At 57.3% G+C, this 15,910-nt stretch carries 13 protein-coding genes and 2 tRNA genes; all 15 read right to left on the bottom strand.

Annotated features, from left to right (window positions below):
• The coding region (locus tag C8E02_RS02220) for a GTP-binding protein (protein ID WP_245961041.1) at window positions 1-104 on the bottom strand (104 nt) is incomplete at its 3' end.
• A 72-nt stretch (window positions 105-176) separates the two neighbouring features.
• Window positions 177-2,276 carry an elongation factor G gene (gene fusA, locus C8E02_RS02215; protein ID WP_047968367.1) on the bottom strand — a complete coding sequence of 700 codons (2,100 nt, stop codon included), beginning with the start codon at window positions 2,274-2,276 and terminating at the stop codon, window positions 177-179.
• A gap of 27 nt (window positions 2,277-2,303) precedes the next feature.
• Window positions 2,304-2,774 (bottom strand): 30S ribosomal protein S7, encoded by a 471-nt coding sequence (gene rpsG / locus C8E02_RS02210; protein WP_047968368.1) that lies wholly within the window; start codon window positions 2,772-2,774, stop codon window positions 2,304-2,306.
• 104 nt (window positions 2,775-2,878) lie between these two features.
• Window positions 2,879-3,250, bottom strand: a complete 372-nt coding sequence (gene rpsL / locus C8E02_RS02205) for a 30S ribosomal protein S12 (protein ID WP_047968369.1) — start codon at window positions 3,248-3,250, stop codon at window positions 2,879-2,881.
• A 151-nt stretch (window positions 3,251-3,401) separates the two neighbouring features.
• Complete coding sequence (rpoC, locus tag C8E02_RS02200) at window positions 3,402-7,595, bottom strand: DNA-directed RNA polymerase subunit beta' (protein WP_120809476.1); 4,194 nt, start codon at window positions 7,593-7,595, stop codon at window positions 3,402-3,404.
• A 58-nt stretch (window positions 7,596-7,653) separates the two neighbouring features.
• Complete coding sequence (gene rpoB / locus C8E02_RS02195; RefSeq protein WP_047968371.1) at window positions 7,654-11,829, bottom strand: DNA-directed RNA polymerase subunit beta; 4,176 nt, start codon at window positions 11,827-11,829, stop codon at window positions 7,654-7,656.
• A 150-nt stretch (window positions 11,830-11,979) separates the two neighbouring features.
• Window positions 11,980-12,351 carry a 50S ribosomal protein L7/L12 gene (rplL, locus tag C8E02_RS02190; protein WP_047968372.1) on the bottom strand — a complete coding sequence of 124 codons (372 nt, stop codon included), beginning with the start codon at window positions 12,349-12,351 and terminating at the stop codon, window positions 11,980-11,982.
• Window positions 12,352-12,387: 36 nt separating this feature from the next.
• Window positions 12,388-12,885 (bottom strand): 50S ribosomal protein L10, encoded by a 498-nt coding sequence (gene rplJ / locus C8E02_RS02185; protein ID WP_047968373.1) that lies wholly within the window; start codon window positions 12,883-12,885, stop codon window positions 12,388-12,390.
• Window positions 12,886-12,968: 83 nt separating this feature from the next.
• Window positions 12,969-13,043, bottom strand: a tRNA-Thr gene (locus C8E02_RS02180).
• A gap of 146 nt (window positions 13,044-13,189) precedes the next feature.
• Window positions 13,190-13,885 carry a 50S ribosomal protein L1 gene (rplA, locus tag C8E02_RS02175; RefSeq protein WP_047968374.1) on the bottom strand — a complete coding sequence of 232 codons (696 nt, stop codon included), beginning with the start codon at window positions 13,883-13,885 and terminating at the stop codon, window positions 13,190-13,192.
• Window position 13,886: 1 nt separating this feature from the next.
• The gene (gene rplK / locus C8E02_RS02170) at window positions 13,887-14,318 is read right to left on the bottom strand and encodes a 50S ribosomal protein L11 (RefSeq protein ID WP_047968375.1); all 432 of its coding nucleotides are present in this window, start codon (window positions 14,316-14,318) and stop codon (window positions 13,887-13,889) included.
• Between the two features lie 91 nt (window positions 14,319-14,409).
• Complete coding sequence (nusG, locus tag C8E02_RS02165; protein ID WP_047968376.1) at window positions 14,410-14,943, bottom strand: transcription termination/antitermination protein NusG; 534 nt, start codon at window positions 14,941-14,943, stop codon at window positions 14,410-14,412.
• 2 nt (window positions 14,944-14,945) lie between these two features.
• Window positions 14,946-15,299 carry a preprotein translocase subunit SecE gene (gene secE, locus C8E02_RS02160; RefSeq protein WP_082133841.1) on the bottom strand — a complete coding sequence of 118 codons (354 nt, stop codon included), beginning with the start codon at window positions 15,297-15,299 and terminating at the stop codon, window positions 14,946-14,948.
• Between the two features lie 67 nt (window positions 15,300-15,366).
• Window positions 15,367-15,442: transfer RNA gene (locus tag C8E02_RS02155), tRNA-Trp, on the bottom strand.
• Window positions 15,443-15,454: 12 nt separating this feature from the next.
• A partial coding sequence (locus C8E02_RS02150) for an EF-Tu C-terminal domain-related protein (RefSeq protein WP_245961032.1) occupies window positions 15,455-15,910 on the bottom strand: 456 nt, incomplete at its 5' end.

Below are 15,910 nucleotides of genomic sequence, written 5' to 3'. Positions count from 1 at the left end.
ATAGTGGTGATCGCTGCAGTCAGAGTGGTTTTACCATGGTCCACGTGACCGATGGTACCAACGTTTACGTGCGGCTTGGTCCGCGCAAACTTTTCTTTTGCCATTTTGCAAAATTCCTAAAATAAAGAACAAACAGTTACAAGGTTGGCCGCATGCGGCCAACCTTGCGCGCCAAATTACTTACGAGCAGTCATCACTGCGTCGGCAACATGCTTAGGAGCTTCAGAGTAGTGCTTGAACTCCATGGAGTAGGTTGCACGGCCCTGGGTTGCGGAACGCAGGTCAGTGGAGTAACCGAACATCTCGGCCAGCGGAACTTCGGCCTTGATCTTCTTGCCACCCAAACCATCATCGTCCATACCCTGAACGATACCGCGACGACGGTTCAGGTCACCCATCACGTCACCCATGTACTCTTCCGGGGTCTCCACTTCCACGGCCATCATCGGCTCGAGGATGCAAGGACCGGCACGGCGCATGGCTTCTTTGAAGGCGATCGAACCGGCCAATTCAAAGGCGATCTGCGACGAGTCGACATCGTGGTAGGAACCGAAGGTCAGACGTACGGTTACGTCAACCACCGGGAAGCCGGCCAAGATACCGCTGGACAGGGTGTTCTGGATACCCTTGTCAACCGAAGGGATGAATTCGCGAGGAATCGTACCACCCTTGATTTCGTCGATGAACTTGTAGCCCTGACCTTCGCCGGACGGCTCCAGAGTGATCTGGGCGTGACCGTACTGACCCTTACCGCCGGACTGCTTGACGTGCTTACCGTCAACTTCAGTAACCGTCTTGGTGATGGTTTCACGGTAGGCAACCTGAGGCGCGCCGACGTTGGCTTCAACACCGAATTCGCGCTTCATCCGGTCAACCAGAATTTCCAGGTGCAGTTCACCCATACCGGAAATGATGGTTTGGCCGGATTCTTCGTCGGTGCGGACACGGAACGAAGGATCTTCCTTGGCCAAGCGGTTCAGGGCAACGCCCATCTTCTCTTGGTCAGCCTTGGTTTTTGGCTCGACGGCAACGTGAATCACCGGCTCCGGGAACTCCATGCGTTCCAGAATCAGTGGCGCATCGGTGGCACACAGGGTTTCACCGGTGGTCACTTCCTTCAGACCGATACCAGCAGCGATGTCGCCGGCACGAACTTCGGTGATTTCCTTGCGATCGTTAGCGTGCATCTGCACGATACGGCCCATGCGCTCTTTCTTACCCTTAACCGAGTTAAGAACGGTATCGCCGGAGTTAACCACGCCGGAGTAGACACGGAAGAACGTCAGCTGACCAACGTACGGGTCGTTCATCAGCTTGAATGCCAGTGCCGAGAACGGAGCAGTGTCGGAAGCTTCGCGAGTCGTCGGGGTACCGTCGTCCAGTTCACCCGGAACCGGTGGCACGTCCAGCGGGCTAGGCAGCAGCTCAACAACCGCATCCAGCATGCGCTGAACACCCTTGTTCTTGAACGCGGAGCCGCACAGCATCGGCTGGATTTCGCAACGCAGGGTACGCTGACGCAGACCGTGAACGATTTCTTCTTCGGTCAGTGCTTCGCCTTCGAGGTACTTGTTCATGGTGTCTTCGTCGACTTCCGCCGCCGCTTCAACCATCTTCTCGCGCCACTCTTCAGCAACCGCTACCAGATCAGCCGGGATGTCGCCGTATTCGAACTTCATACCCTGGGAGGCTTCGTCCCAGATGATGGCTTTCATCTTCAGCAGGTCAACCACACCGGTAAAGCCTTCTTCGGCACCGATAGGCACCACGATAGGCACCGGATTGCCACGCAGACGGGTCTTAACCTGTTCTACGGCACGGAAGAAGTTGGCACCCTGACGGTCCATCTTGTTCACGAAGGCAATGCGTGGCACTTTGTACTTGTTGGCCTGGCGCCATACAGTCTCGGACTGAGGCTGTACGCCACCCACGGCGCAGTAAACCATCACAGCACCGTCCAGTACACGCATGGAACGCTCTACCTCAATGGTAAAGTCCACGTGGCCCGGGGTATCAATGATGTTGAAGTGGTGCTCGGGGAACTGGAGAGCCATGCCCTTCCAGTAGGTGGTGGTGGCAGCCGAGGTAATGGTGATACCGCGTTCCTGCTCCTGCTCCATCCAGTCCATGGTGGCGGCGCCATCATGCACTTCACCGATTTTGTGGTTCACACCGGTATAGAACAGAATACGTTCTGTAGTGGTGGTTTTACCCGCATCAATATGCGCCGAGATACCGATGTTACGGTACCGTTCAATAGGAGTTTTTCTAGCCACGGCCAGAATCCTTTCGCAGGATGATTATTAGAAGCGGAAGTGGGAGAATGCTTTGTTGGCTTCAGCCATACGATGCACTTCATCGCGCTTCTTCATGGCGCCGCCGCGGCCTTCAGCCGCATCCATCAGCTCGCCGGCCAGACGCAGGTCCATGGACTTTTCGCCACGCTTGCGTGCAGCATCGCGCAACCAGCGCATGGCCAGGGCCATACGACGGGATGGACGTACTTCAACAGGAACTTGATAGTTTGCACCACCAACGCGACGGCTCTTAACTTCAACAACCGGCTTGGCGTTAGTCAGTGCAGTATTGAATACTTCAAGAGCGTTCTTGCCGCTCTTCTTCTCGATTTGCTCGAGGGCGCCGTAAATGATGCGCTCGGCAACAGACTTCTTGCCGTCGATCATCACAACGTTCATGAACTTGGACAGATCCTGGCTACCAAACTTCGGATCCGGCAGGACATCGCGCTTCGGGACTTCTCTGCGTCTTGGCATTTCAATTCCTTCAATCTATTCAGTTGAGCTTCATGCTCGCGACTACTCAATGGAGCAGCCACTTACTCGACAGCAAATGCTGCCGCTGACGACCCAAGTAACAATTACTTAGGACGCTTGGCGCCGTACTTGGAACGAGCCTGCTTACGGTCTTTCACGCCAGCAGTGTCCAGGGAGCCGCGAACGGTGTGGTAACGCACACCTGGCAAGTCTTTTACACGACCGCCACGGATCAGCACGACCGAGTGTTCTTGCAGGTTGTGGCCTTCACCGCCGATGTACGAAATCACTTCGAAACCGTTGGTCAGACGAACCTTGCACACTTTACGCAGAGCGGAGTTCGGCTTCTTAGGGGTAGTAGTGTAAACACGGGTGCACACGCCACGTTTCTGCGGGCAGGCCTCCAGTGCTGGCACCTTGCTCTTCGAAACAACCGGGGCACGGCCTTTACGAACGAGTTGGTTAATGGTTGGCATTACTATCAGTTCCTAATTGAATCTTTCGGCGGCACCATACCACCGAGAAGATCGTGGATTATATTTTGGTCAACTGCCAGCGTCAATAAAATAACGCTGCACACCCAATGTTAACCATTGAATGTGCAGCGTTTTTTGCAAAACCGGCTAATTACAGCTGGTTGTCGCTAACTTCGATCTCGGATTCGAGTGCCGACGATTCGGTCGTCGCATCACCGTTCTCGCTCAGGCGACGACGGTTGCGATGGTAAGCCAGACCGGTACCGGCCGGGATCAGGCGACCCACGATCACGTTTTCCTTCAGGCCGCGCAGATCATCTTTCTTGCCCATGATCGCCGCTTCGGTCAGCACGCGCGTGGTTTCCTGGAACGAGGCCGCGGAGATGAAGGAATCCGTCGACAGCGACGCCTTGGTGATACCCAGCAATACGTTGTCGTACTGGGCCGGCATCTTGCCGTCGGCAATCATGTTGTCGTTGGTTTCCAGCACTTCGGCACGCTCAACCTGCTCGCCGATGATGAAATCGGTATCGCCGTTGTCGGTGATGATCACGCGACGCAGCATCTGGCGAACAATCACCTCGATGTGCTTGTCGTTAATCTTCACGCCCTGCAGACGGTAAACCCCCTGCACTTCCTGGCTGATGTAGCGTGCCAGCGCCTCGATACCCTGCAGACGCAGGATGTCGTGCGGATCCACCGGACCGTCGACAATCACTTCACCGCGGTTCACGACTTGACCGTCGTGCACCAGCACGTGCTTGTCCTTCGGGATCAGGCTTTCGTGTGCGTAGCCGTCCAGATCGGTGATGATCAGGCGCTGCTTGCCCTTGGTGTCTTTACCGAAGGAAACGGTACCGGTCACCTCGGCCAGCATGCCGGCATCTTTCGGCGAACGGGCTTCGAACAGTTCGGCCACACGCGGCAGACCACCGGTAATGTCACGGGTCTTGGACGATTCCTGCGGAATACGTGCCAGCACTTCACCCTTGCCCACTTCCTGACCGTCGCGCACGGTAATGATCGCGCCAACCTGGAAGGTAATCGATACCGAAGCATCGGAACCGGCCAGTTTCACTTCATTGCCATTGTCGTCCAGCAGTTTCACCAGCGGACGCAGCATCTTCGACTGTGCCGTGGCGCGGCGCTTGGAGTCGATCACTACCAGTGTCGATAGACCGGTGACTTCGTCGGTCTGCTTGGCAACGGTGGCGCCCTCTTCCACGTTCTCGAACTTCACGCGACCAGCGTACTCGGTGATGATCGGACGGGTATGCGGGTCCCATGTCGCCAGCACGGCACCGGCCTTGATGGTCAGACCGTCGGTCACCATCAGGGTCGCACCGTACGGCACCTTGTGACGCTCGCGCTCGCGGCCAACGTCGTCATGGATCACCACTTCGCCGGAACGAGTGATCACGATCAGCTCGCCCTTGCTGTTGGCCACGTAACGCATCTGGCTGTTGAAGCGCACGGTACCGTTGGACTTACCTTCCACCTGGCTGGCAGCCGCATTTCGCGACGCCGCACCACCGATGTGGAAGGTACGCATGGTCAGCTGGGTACCCGGTTCACCAATCGACTGGGCAGCGATCACGCCGACTGCTTCACCGGCATTGACGCGCTTGCCGCGTGCCAGGTCGCGACCGTAGCACTGGGCGCACAAGCCGTAGCGGGTGTCGCAAGTGATGGCGGTACGTACCTTGACTTCGTCGATGCCGAGGCTGTCGATCAGCTCGATCAGGCCTTCGTCGAGCAGGGTGCCGGCTTCGATCACAGTCTCGTTGCTGGACGGATCCACCACGTCGGTCGCGGTAACCCGACCCAGGATACGGTCGCGCAGCGGCTCGATCACGTCACCGCCCTGTACCACGGCCTTCATCGCGAAACCGTTGCTGGTGCCGCAATCATCCTCGATCACCACCAGATCCTGGGTCACGTCGACCAGACGACGGGTCAGGTAACCGGAGTTGGCGGTCTTCAGTGCGGTATCGGCCAGACCCTTACGGGCACCGTGCGTCGAAATGAAGTACTGCAGAACGGTCAGACCTTCGCGGAAGTTGGCGGTAATCGGCGTTTCGATAATCGAACCATCCGGTTTCGCCATCAGGCCTCGCATACCGGCCAGCTGCTTGATCTGTGCCGCGGAACCCCGGGCACCGGAGTCAGCCATCATGTAAATCGAGTTGAACGATTCCTGATCGACTTCCTTGCCGTCGCGGTCGATGGCCTTCTGTGTAGACAGACCGTCCATCATCGCCTTGGCGATCTTGTCGCCAGTGCGACCCCAGATATCGACCACCTTGTTGTAGCGTTCGCCCTGGGTCACCAGACCCTGACGATACTGCTCTTCGATCTCTTTGACTTCCTTGTTGGCTTCGCCCAGCAGTTCGGTCTTCTTCACCGGGATCAGCATGTCGTCGACGCAAATCGAGATACCGCCACGGGTGGAGTAGGCAAAACCGGTGTACATCAGCTGGTCGGCAAAGATCACGGTGTCGCGGATACCGCAACGACGGAACGAGCCGTTGATCAGACGCGAGATTTCCTTCTTCTTCAGCGCCTTGTTGATGTACTCGAACGGCAGGCCCTTCGGCAGGATTTCCGACAGGATGGCGCGGCCAACGGTGGTGTCGTAGCGCTTGATCACCGGCTGGAACTCGCCCTGCTCGTCCTTGACCCACTCTTTCAGGCGCACGGTGATACGGGTCGCCAGTTCTACCTGACGCGTCTCGTAAGCACGATGCACTTCGGAAGTGTCGGCGAAGACCATGCCTTCGTTCTTGCCGTTTACCTTGTCGCGGGTCATGTAGTACAGACCCAGCACGATATCCTGCGACGGCACGATGATCGGCTCGCCGTTGGCTGGCGACAGCACGTTGTTGGTCGCCAGCATCAGGGTGCGGGCTTCCATCTGCGCTTCGATGGACAGCGGCACGTGTACGGCCATCTGGTCACCGTCGAAGTCGGCGTTGAATGCCGCGCAGACCAGCGGATGCAGCTGGATGGCCTTGCCTTCGATCAGCAGCGGTTCGAACGCCTGGATACCGAGACGGTGCAGCGTTGGTGCACGGTTCAGCAGTACCGGATGCTCGCGGATCACGTCTTCCAGGATGTCCCAGACTTCCGGCACTTCCTGCTCGACCAGTTTCTTGGCGGCCTTGATGGTGGAGGCCAGGCCCAGCACTTCCAGCTTGTGGAAGATGAACGGCTTGAACAGTTCCAGCGCCATTTTCTTCGGCAGACCGCACTGGTGCAGACGCAGGGTCGGGCCCACGGTAATCACGGAACGACCGGAGTAGTCGACGCGCTTACCCAGCAAGTTCTGACGGAAACGACCGCCCTTGCCCTTGATCATGTCGGCCAGCGACTTCAGCGGACGCTTGTTTGCGCCGGTCATCGCCTTGCCGCGACGGCCGTTGTCCAGCAGCGAGTCAACCGATTCCTGCAGCATGCGCTTCTCGTTGCGCACGATGATGTCCGGCGCACGCAGCTCCAGCAGGCGCTTCAGGCGGTTGTTACGGTTGATGACGCGGCGGTACAGGTCGTTCAGGTCGGAGGTCGCGAAACGGCCACCATCCAGCGGCACCAGCGGGCGCAGCTCCGGCGGCAGCACCGGCAGCACTTCCATGATCATCCATTCCGGCTTCATGCCGGAACGCTGGAACGCTTCCAGCACCTTCAGGCGCTTGGCGATCTTCTTGATCTTGGTGTCGGACGAGGTCGACGACAGTTCGCTGCGCAGGGTCTCGACTTCGGAAGTCAGATCCAGGCGCTTGAGCAGTTCGCGTACCGCTTCGGCGCCCATCAGCGCCACGAATTCTTCGCCGTACTCGTCCAGCTTGTCGAGGTAGTCTTCCTCGCTCAGCAGCTGACGTGGCTGCAGGCTGGTCAGGCCAGGCTCGGTCACCACGAATGCTTCGAAGTACAGCACGCGTTCGATGTCGCGCAGGGTCATGTCCAGCACCATGCCCAGGCGGGATGGCAGCGACTTCAGGAACCAGATATGCGCAACCGGCGACGCCAGTTCGATGTGGCCCATGCGCTCGCGACGCACCTTGGACAGGGTGACTTCAACGCCACACTTCTCGCAGATCACGCCGCGATGCTTCAGACGCTTGTACTTGCCGCATAGACATTCGTAATCTTTGACCGGCCCGAAAATACGGGCGCAGAACAGGCCATCACGCTCCGGCTTGAATGTCCGGTAGTTGATGGTTTCCGGTTTCTTGACTTCACCGAACGACCAGGAACGGATCTTGTCCGGGGAGGCGATGCCGATCTTAATCGCATCAAACTCTTCTTCTTGCGTAACTTGCTTAAAGAGATCGAGCAGAGCTTTCATTGCGTCTCCATTCAGGAGGAGCCTGCGGCCAACGTTGGCCGCAGGCAACCTTGCCTAATTAATAACGTTCCAGGTCGATATCCAGGCCCAGCGAGCGGATTTCTTTAACGAGTACGTTAAAGGATTCCGGCATGCCGGCGTCGATCTTGTGTTCGCCCTTGACGATGTTTTCGTAAATCTTGGTACGGCCGGTGACATCGTCCGACTTCACGGTCAGCATTTCCTGCAGCGTGTAAGCCGCGCCGTATGCTTCCAGCGCCCAGACTTCCATCTCACCGAAACGCTGGCCACCGAACTGCGCCTTACCACCCAGCGGCTGCTGGGTTACCAGCGAGTACGGGCCGGTGGAACGGGCGTGCATCTTGTCGTCAACCAGGTGATGCAGCTTCAGGTAGTGCATCACGCCGACCGTCACGCGGCGGTCGAAGGCTTCGCCGGAGCGGCCGTCGAACAGCGTCATCTGCGTCTTGCTGCCGTTGAAGTCCAGATGCGCGGTGTGCTCGTCTTCATCCGGGTACGCCAGCTGCAGCATGTGCATGATTTCGGATTCTTTGGCACCGTCAAACACCGGCGTCGCGAACGGCATGCCCTTGCGCAGGTTCTGCGCCAGGGTCAGGATTTCGTCATCCGACATTTCCGCCAGCGATTCCTGCTTGCCGGTATCGTTGTAGATGCGTTCCAGGTAGGCGCGCAGCGCGCTGATGCCCTGCTGCTGCTTCAGCATGCGGTCGATGCGCTCACCGATACCTTTCGCTGCCCAGCCGAGGTGCACTTCCAGAATCTGACCGATGTTCATCCGCGATGGAACGCCCAGCGGGTTCAGCACGATGTCGACCGGACGGCCGTCAGCCATGTACGGCATGTCTTCCACCGGCAGGATGCGCGATACCACACCCTTGTTACCGTGACGACCGGCCATCTTGTCACCCGCCTGCAGGCGGCGCTTCACCGCGATGTAGACCTTGACCATCTTCTGCACGCCGGGCGGCAGTTCATCGCCCTGGGTCAGCTTGCGCTTCTTGTCTTCGAACTTGAGGTCGAATTCTTCACGCTTCTGCGCCAGGCTTTCCTTGATCAGCTCCAGCTGCTTGGCGATGTCTTCATCGGCCATGCGGATGTCGAACCATTCGTGCTTGGATGGCAGGCCGTCCAGGTAGGCGACGTCGATCTCGGTGCCCTTGGCCAGACGCTTCGGACCGCCGTTGGCCACCTTGCCCAGGATCAGGCGTTCGATACGGCTGAAGGCATCGTTTTCGAAAATACGCAGCTGGTCGTTCAGGTCGAGGCGATAGCGCTTCAGTTCGGCATCAATGATGGACTGGGCACGCTTGTCGCGCTCGATGCCTTCGCGGGTGAACACCTGCACGTCGATCACGGTACCGACCATGCCGGTCGGTACGCGCAGCGAGGTGTCTTTCACGTCGGACGCTTTTTCACCGAAGATGGCGCGCAGCAGCTTCTCTTCCGGCGTCAGCTGGGTTTCGCCCTTTGGCGTCACCTTGCCGACCAGCACGTCACCAGCGGTCACTTCGGCGCCGATGTACACGATACCGGAGTCGTCTAGGCGGTTGGACATGCGCTCGGACAGGTTCGGGATGTCGCGGGAGATTTCTTCCGGCCCCAGCTTGGTGTCACGGGCAACGACCGACAGTTCTTCGATGTGGATCGAGGTGTAGCGGTCGTCGGCAACCACCTTCTCCGAGATCAGGATCGAGTCTTCGAAGTTGTAGCCGTTCCACGGCATGAAGGCGATGGTCATGTTCTGACCCAGTGCCAGCTCGCCCATGTCGGTCGAGGCACCGTCCGCCACCACGTCACCACGGGCAATGTGGTCACCAACGCTGACCACCGGGCGCTGGTTGATGTTGGTGTTCTGGTTGGAACGGGTGAACTTGGTCAGGTTGTAGATATCGACACCGACTTCACCGGCCAGCGCTTCTTCGTCATTGACGCGTACCACGACACGGGTCGCATCGACGTAATCCACTACGCCGCCACGGCGTGCCACCACGGTGGTGCCGGAGTCGGTCGCCACTGCACGTTCGATACCGGTACCGACGAAGGATTTTTCCGGACGCAGGCAAGGCACAGCCTGACGCTGCATGTTGGCACCCATCAAGGCACGGTTCGCGTCATCGTGTTCCAGGAACGGAATCAGCGAGGCCGCCACCGACACCACCTGACCGGTGGCCACGTCCATGTACTGCACGCGATCCGGGGTCGACAGGATGGTTTCGCCTTTTTCACGGCAGGTCACCAGCTCGTCGATCAGGCTGCCGTCATCCGCCAGCTCGGCATTAGCCTGGGCGATGATGTAGCGACCTTCTTCGATCGCCGACAGGTAGTCGATCTCGTTGGTCACCTTGCCGTCGATCACTTTGCGGTATGGCGTCTCGAGGAAGCCGTACTCGTTGGTGCGGGCATACACCGACAGCGAGTTGATCAGACCGATGTTCGGACCTTCCGGTGTTTCGATCGGGCACACGCGGCCGTAGTGGGTCGGGTGTACGTCACGCACTTCAAAGCCGGCACGCTCGCGGGTCAGACCGCCCGGGCCCAGGGCCGAAACACGGCGCTTGTGGGTCACTTCGGACAGCGGGTTGGTCTGGTCCATGAACTGCGACAGCTGGCTGGAGCCGAAGAACTCCTTGATCGCGGCCGATACCGGCTTGGCGTTGATCAGGTCGTGCGGCATCAGGTTGTCGGATTCCGCCTGGTTCAGACGTTCCTTCACCGCGCGCTCGACACGTACCAGACCGGCACGGAACTGGTTCTCGGCCAGTTCGCCGACGGAACGCACACGACGGTTACCCAAGTGATCGATATCGTCCACTTCGCCACGGCCGTTGCGCAGCTCGACCAGGATGGCGATTACCGACACGATGTCTTCTGTCGACAGCACGCCGTCCATCACGTCGCGACGGTGCGCGAAGGTGTCGGACAGCATAGTCTTGAACCACTCCGGCGACTTGTCGTCCAGCTTGTACTGGTAAGTGCGGGTGTTGAACTTCATGCGGCCAACACGGGACAGGTCGTAGCTGTCCTCGTTGAAGAACAGGCGCTGGAACAGTTGCTCGACAGCGTCTTCTGTTGGCGGTTCGCCCGGGCGCATCATGCGGTAGATCGCCACGCGCGCCTGCAGCTGGTCGGCGATGTCGTCGCCGCGCAGGGTGTGCGCGATGTAGCCGCCGTGGTCCAGGTCGTTGATGAACAGCACGTCGACTTCGGCGACGTCATGGATGTCCATCTTGGCCAGCAGGTCGTCGGTGATTTCTTCGTTGGCGCGCGCGATCACTTCGCCGGTTTCCGGGGCGATCACGTTGCGGGCCAGGATCTTGCCGACCAGCACGTCGAACGGCACTTCGATACGGTCAAGGTTGGCCGCAGCGATGTCACGGATGTGCTTGGCAGTAATGCGCTTGTCCTTGGCGACGATCAGCTTGCCGTCTTCGCCAACGATGTCCAGCTTGGCGACTTCGCCCTTCAGACGGTCGGCAACCACTTTCTGGAACACGCCGTTCTTGGTCAGGAAGAAGGTGTCGCAGCTGTAGAATTCGGACAGGATGCGCTCGCTGGTATAACCCAGGGCCTTGAGCAGGATCGAAACCGGCATCTTGCGACGACGGTCGATACGGAAGAACAGCTGGTCCTTGGCGTCGAACTCGAAGTCCAGCCAGGAGCCGCGGTAAGGAATCACGCGGGCGGAGAACAGCAGTTTGCCGGAAGAGTGGGTCTTGCCGCGATCGTGCTCGAAGAACACGCCTGGCGAACGGTGCAGCTGGGAAACGATGACGCGCTCGGTACCGTTGATGATGAACGAACCGTTCGAGGTCATCAGCGGGATTTCACCCATGTAGACTTCGTTCTCGCGCACTTCCTTCACCACCGGCTTGGAAGATTCGCGATCGAGAATGGTCAAACGGATTCGTGCACGCAGGGGCGATGCGAAGGTAATGCCGCGCAGCTGACATTCCTGAACGTCAAACGGTGGCTCACCCAGGACATAGTGTACAAAGTCGAGGCGGGCAAAACCGTTGTGACTTACGATCGGGAAAATCGACTTGAATGCAGCCTGCAGGCCCGCATCCTTACGCTGATCGTACGGCACACCCAACTGGAGGAACTCAGTGTACGAATCAATCTGCGTTGCCAACAGGAATGGGACGTCGAGAACGGTTTTACGCTTCGCAAAGCTTTTACGAATACGTTTTTTCTCAGTAAACGAATAACTCATAGAGTCTCCATTGTGGGGGGTGGCGCAAGAAACCAAACGTCAGCAGCCACAAAACTTGAATGCTGACCTTTAGCGACTTGTTAGAGCATTACAAGCGCAACAAGGCTGGCGGATTTCTCCACCAGCCTCACTAATCTTCCCTAGGGAAGATTATTTTACTTCAGCCTTGGCACCAGCTTCGATCAGCTGCTTGGCAACGTCGTCAGCTTCAGCTTTGGACACGCCTTCTTTAACAGCTTTAGGAGCGCCGTCTACCAGATCTTTGGCTTCTTTCAGGCCCAGACCAGTGATTGCACGAACAACCTTGATCACGTTAACTTTGCTTTCGCCAGCAGCAGTCAGGATCACGTCGAATTCGGTTTGCTCTTCAGCTGCAGCAGCGCCAGCGCCAGCAGGACCGGCAACAGCAACAGCAGCGGCGGAAACGCCGAACTTCTCTTCGAACGCCTTAACCAGGTCGTTCAGTTCCATAACAGTCAGACCAGCAACTGCGTCGAGGATATCTTCTTTGGTGATAGCCATTTGTAAAACTCCTGAATACGGTATGAATCGAATAAATTAAGCGGCTTCGGTTTGCTTTTGCTCGGCCAGAGCGGCCAGAGCGCGGGCGAAACCAGATACCGGAGCCTGCATAACGTAGAGCAGCTTGGACAGCAGCTCTTCGCGGCTCGGGATAGAAGCCAGTTCGGCTACTTCGGCAGCACTCAGTACTTTGCCGTTGTAGGAACCTGCCTTGACAACGATCTTGCTGTCGTCTTTGGCAAATTGTTGCAGCACCTTGGCAGCAGCTACCGGATCAGCAGATACAGCGTAAACCAGCGGGCCAACCATTTGGTCAGCCAGTGCTTCAAACGATGTACCAGCAACGGCGCGACGTACCAGAGTGTTCTTCAGAACACGCAGGTACACGCCGTTCTCACGCGCCTTGGCGCGGAGTTTGGTCATGCTACTAACCTCGATGCCCCGATATTCAGCGATAACGAGAGTCTGTGCATCTGCCAGTTGGGCAGATACCGCAGCTACAACCGCCTTTTTATCTTCAATATTGAGACTCAAGGTCCACCTCCTAGACTGAAATGAAGCAGGATATTCTGCTTCGCTTTGCAGCGGCGACCTAATCAGGAGACATAACAAACGGATGGTGCTCATGGGCGGAATTGAACCGCCGACCTCTCCCTTACCAAGGGAGTGCTCTACCCCTGAGCTACATGAGCCAAATACGTTGAAAGCCTTCTAAGGGTTCACCATCTGCGTAGGCTACTCTTGCGAGCATTAAGTCAATCGACACCTACGGTCTTTGACAATCTGGCAGGCAAAGCCTGCCAGCCCAAAGCCTTTGTGAAACTGCTAGACCGGCGAATTAAACGCCAGTGGTTGCAGTGTCAACGCGCACACCAACACCCATGGTGCTGGATACGGCAATTTTCTTCAGGTATACGCCTTTGGATGCAGCCGGCTTGGCTTTAACCAAAGCGTCAACCAGGGCAACAAAGTTTTCGCGCAGGGCTTCCACTTCGAACGAAGCACGACCCAGAGTGGCGTGAATGATACCAGCCTTGTCGGTACGGTACTGAACCTGACCAGCCTTGGCGTTTTTCACGGCTTCGGCAACGTTAGGGGTAACGGTACCAACCTTCGGGTTAGGCATCAGGCCACGTGGACCCAGGATCTGACCCAGTTGACCGACAACGCGCATTGCATCCGGGGAAGCAATCACAACGTCGAAGTCCAGGTTACCGGCCTTGACTTGTTCAGCCAGGTCTTCGAAACCAACCACTTCTGCACCGGCAGCCTTGGCGGCTTCAGCGTTTGCACCTTGTGCAAACACGGCAACGCGTACCGACTTGCCGGTACCACGTGGCAGCACAACCGAACCACGCACAACCTGGTCGGATTTACGTGGATCCACGCCCAGATTCACGGCAACATCGATGGACTCATCGAATTTTGCAGTAGCAGCGCCCTTAACCAGAGCGATGGCTTCTTCAACGGCATACAGCTTGTTACGATCAACCTGAGCCTTCAGGGCTTGAACGCGCTTGGACAGTTTTGCCATGTTACACACCCTCCACTTCCAGACCCATGGAGCGGGCGGAACCAGCAATAGTACGAACTGCAGCGTCAAGGTCAGCGGCAGTCAGGTCTGGCTGCTTGGCTTTGGCGATGTCTTCCAGTTGTGCGCGGGTCACTTTGCCGACTTTGTCAGCGTGAGCCTTTGCGCTACCCTTCTGGATACCAGCTGCTTTTTTCAGCAGGATGGTAGCAGGAGGGGTCTTCATCACGAAGGTGAAGGATTTGTCTGCGTAAGCAGTGATCACCACCGGAATCGGCAGACCTGGCTCGACGCCTTGAGTCTGGGCGTTGAACGCCTTGCAGAATTCCATGATGTTCAGACCGCGCTGACCCAGCGCAGGACCGATAGGAGGCGATGGGTTGGCTTTACCAGCTGGCACTTGCAGCTTGATGTAGCCGATGATTTTCTTTGCCACGATGTAGACTCCGTGTATGGGTCAAGCGCGGATTAACCGCTCCCCAAGTGAAAGGAGCAAGATTATACCTGCCCCACAAAAAAACAACAACTTAAAGTTTTTCGACCTGACTGAACTCAAGTTCAACCGGGGTATCACGACCGAAAATCTGCACCGAAACGCGCAGCCTGTTACGCTCGTAATTGACCTCATCGACCGTGCCGTTGAAGTCATTGAATGGACCTTCGTTCACGCGAACGCGCTCACCCACCTCGAACAGCACCTTAGGCTTGGGCTTTTCCACCCCTTCCTGCATCTGCTGCATGATGGACTCGACTTCTTTCACCGAAATCGGCGCCGGACGGTTGGCGGTACCCCCCACAAAACCGGTCACCTTTGGCGTACTCTTCACCAGATGCCAGGTTTCATCGGTCATTTCCATCTCGACCAGTACGTAACCAGGGAAGAACTTGCGCTCGGTAATGGAGCGACGACCGTTCTTGATGTCGACCACCTCTTCAACCGGCACCAGCACCTGGCCAAACAAATCCTGCAAACCGTCGCGCTCGATGCGCTCACGCAGCGCCTTTTGCACACTCTTCTCGAAACCGGAGTACGCGTGCACGACATACCAACGCTTTGCCATGATTAACCTCTATTAAGCAATACGTCGTAGAACAGCCACGACAGGGAGGAATCGACCAGCCACATGAACAAGGACAGCACCAGCACGAAGACGAAAACCATCAGCGTCATCTGGGTTGCTTCTTTTCTTGTCGGCCACACCACCTTTTTAGCCTCGACCAGCGACTCTTGCGCATAGAGCACAAACTGCTTGCCTGGCGACGACAGCCAAACCACGCCGGCCGCAATCGCAATCGAGACGACAAAAAGCAGTGCGCGCAGCACACCCTGGTCTGCCGGCAACAGGTAAAAACCAACCACCCCTGCCACCAACACCAGAATCGCCGCAACCAGCTTCAGTCTATCTTGCATTTCCATCTGTCGTTTCCACCATTTACATGCGTCAAAAAGACTAACCGGCGCATAAGCGCCGGTTAGTCTTAATTGGCAGGCCAGGAGGGTCTCGAACCCCCAACCCTCGGTTTTGGAGACCGATACTCTACCAATTGAGCTACTGGCCTAAAACCTATTTATCAAGCGATGATTTTGGCAACAACGCCAGCACCAACGGTGCGACCACCTTCACGGATGGCGAAACGCAGACCTTCTTCCATCGCGATCGGAGCAATCAGCTCGACCTTGATTTCTACGTTGTCGCCTGGCATAACCATTTCCACGCCTTCTGGCAGACTAACAGCACCAGTCACGTCAGTCGTACGGAAGTAGAACTGCGGACGGTAGTTAGCGAAGAATGGAGTGTGACGACCACCTTCTTCTTTGCTCAGTACGTATACCGAACCAGTGAATGTGGTGTGCGGCTTGATCGAACCCGGCTTAACCAGAACCTGACCACGCTCAACGTCTTCACGCTTGGTACCACGCAGCAGCACGCCCACGTTGTCGCCAGCCTGACCCTGGTCCAGCAGCTTGCGGAACATTTCCACGCCGGTGCAAGTGGTCTTGACGGTGTTCTTCAGACCAACGATTTC

It is taken from the genome of Vogesella indigofera (genome assembly GCF_003633895.1).
Classification (GTDB): domain Bacteria; phylum Pseudomonadota; class Gammaproteobacteria; order Burkholderiales; family Chromobacteriaceae; genus Vogesella; species Vogesella indigofera.
Note: the sequence above shows the minus strand (reverse complement) of the source record. Positions and strands in the feature narration are given on the sequence as shown.

Bases quoted from the DNA above. Each gene is read 5' to 3' on its own strand.
- rpsG (WP_047968368.1), bottom strand. From the start codon at position 2,774: ATGCCAAGACGCAGAGAAGTCCCGAAGCGCGATGTCCTGCCGGATCCG.
- rpsL (WP_047968369.1), bottom strand. From the start codon at position 3,250: ATGCCAACCATTAACCAACTCGTTCGTAAAGGCCGTGCCCCGGTTGTT.
- rpoC (WP_120809476.1), bottom strand. From the start codon at position 7,595: ATGAAAGCTCTGCTCGATCTCTTTAAGCAAGTTACGCAAGAAGAAGAG.
- rpoB (WP_047968371.1), bottom strand. From the start codon at position 11,829: ATGAGTTATTCGTTTACTGAGAAAAAACGTATTCGTAAAAGCTTTGCG.
- rplL (WP_047968372.1), bottom strand. From the start codon at position 12,351: ATGGCTATCACCAAAGAAGATATCCTCGACGCAGTTGCTGGTCTGACT.
- rplA (WP_047968374.1), bottom strand. From the start codon at position 13,885: ATGGCAAAACTGTCCAAGCGCGTTCAAGCCCTGAAGGCTCAGGTTGAT.
- nusG (WP_047968376.1), bottom strand. From the start codon at position 14,943: ATGGCAAAGCGTTGGTATGTCGTGCACGCGTACTCCGGTTTCGAGAAG.
- secE (WP_082133841.1), bottom strand. From the start codon at position 15,299: ATGGAAATGCAAGATAGACTGAAGCTGGTTGCGGCGATTCTGGTGTTG.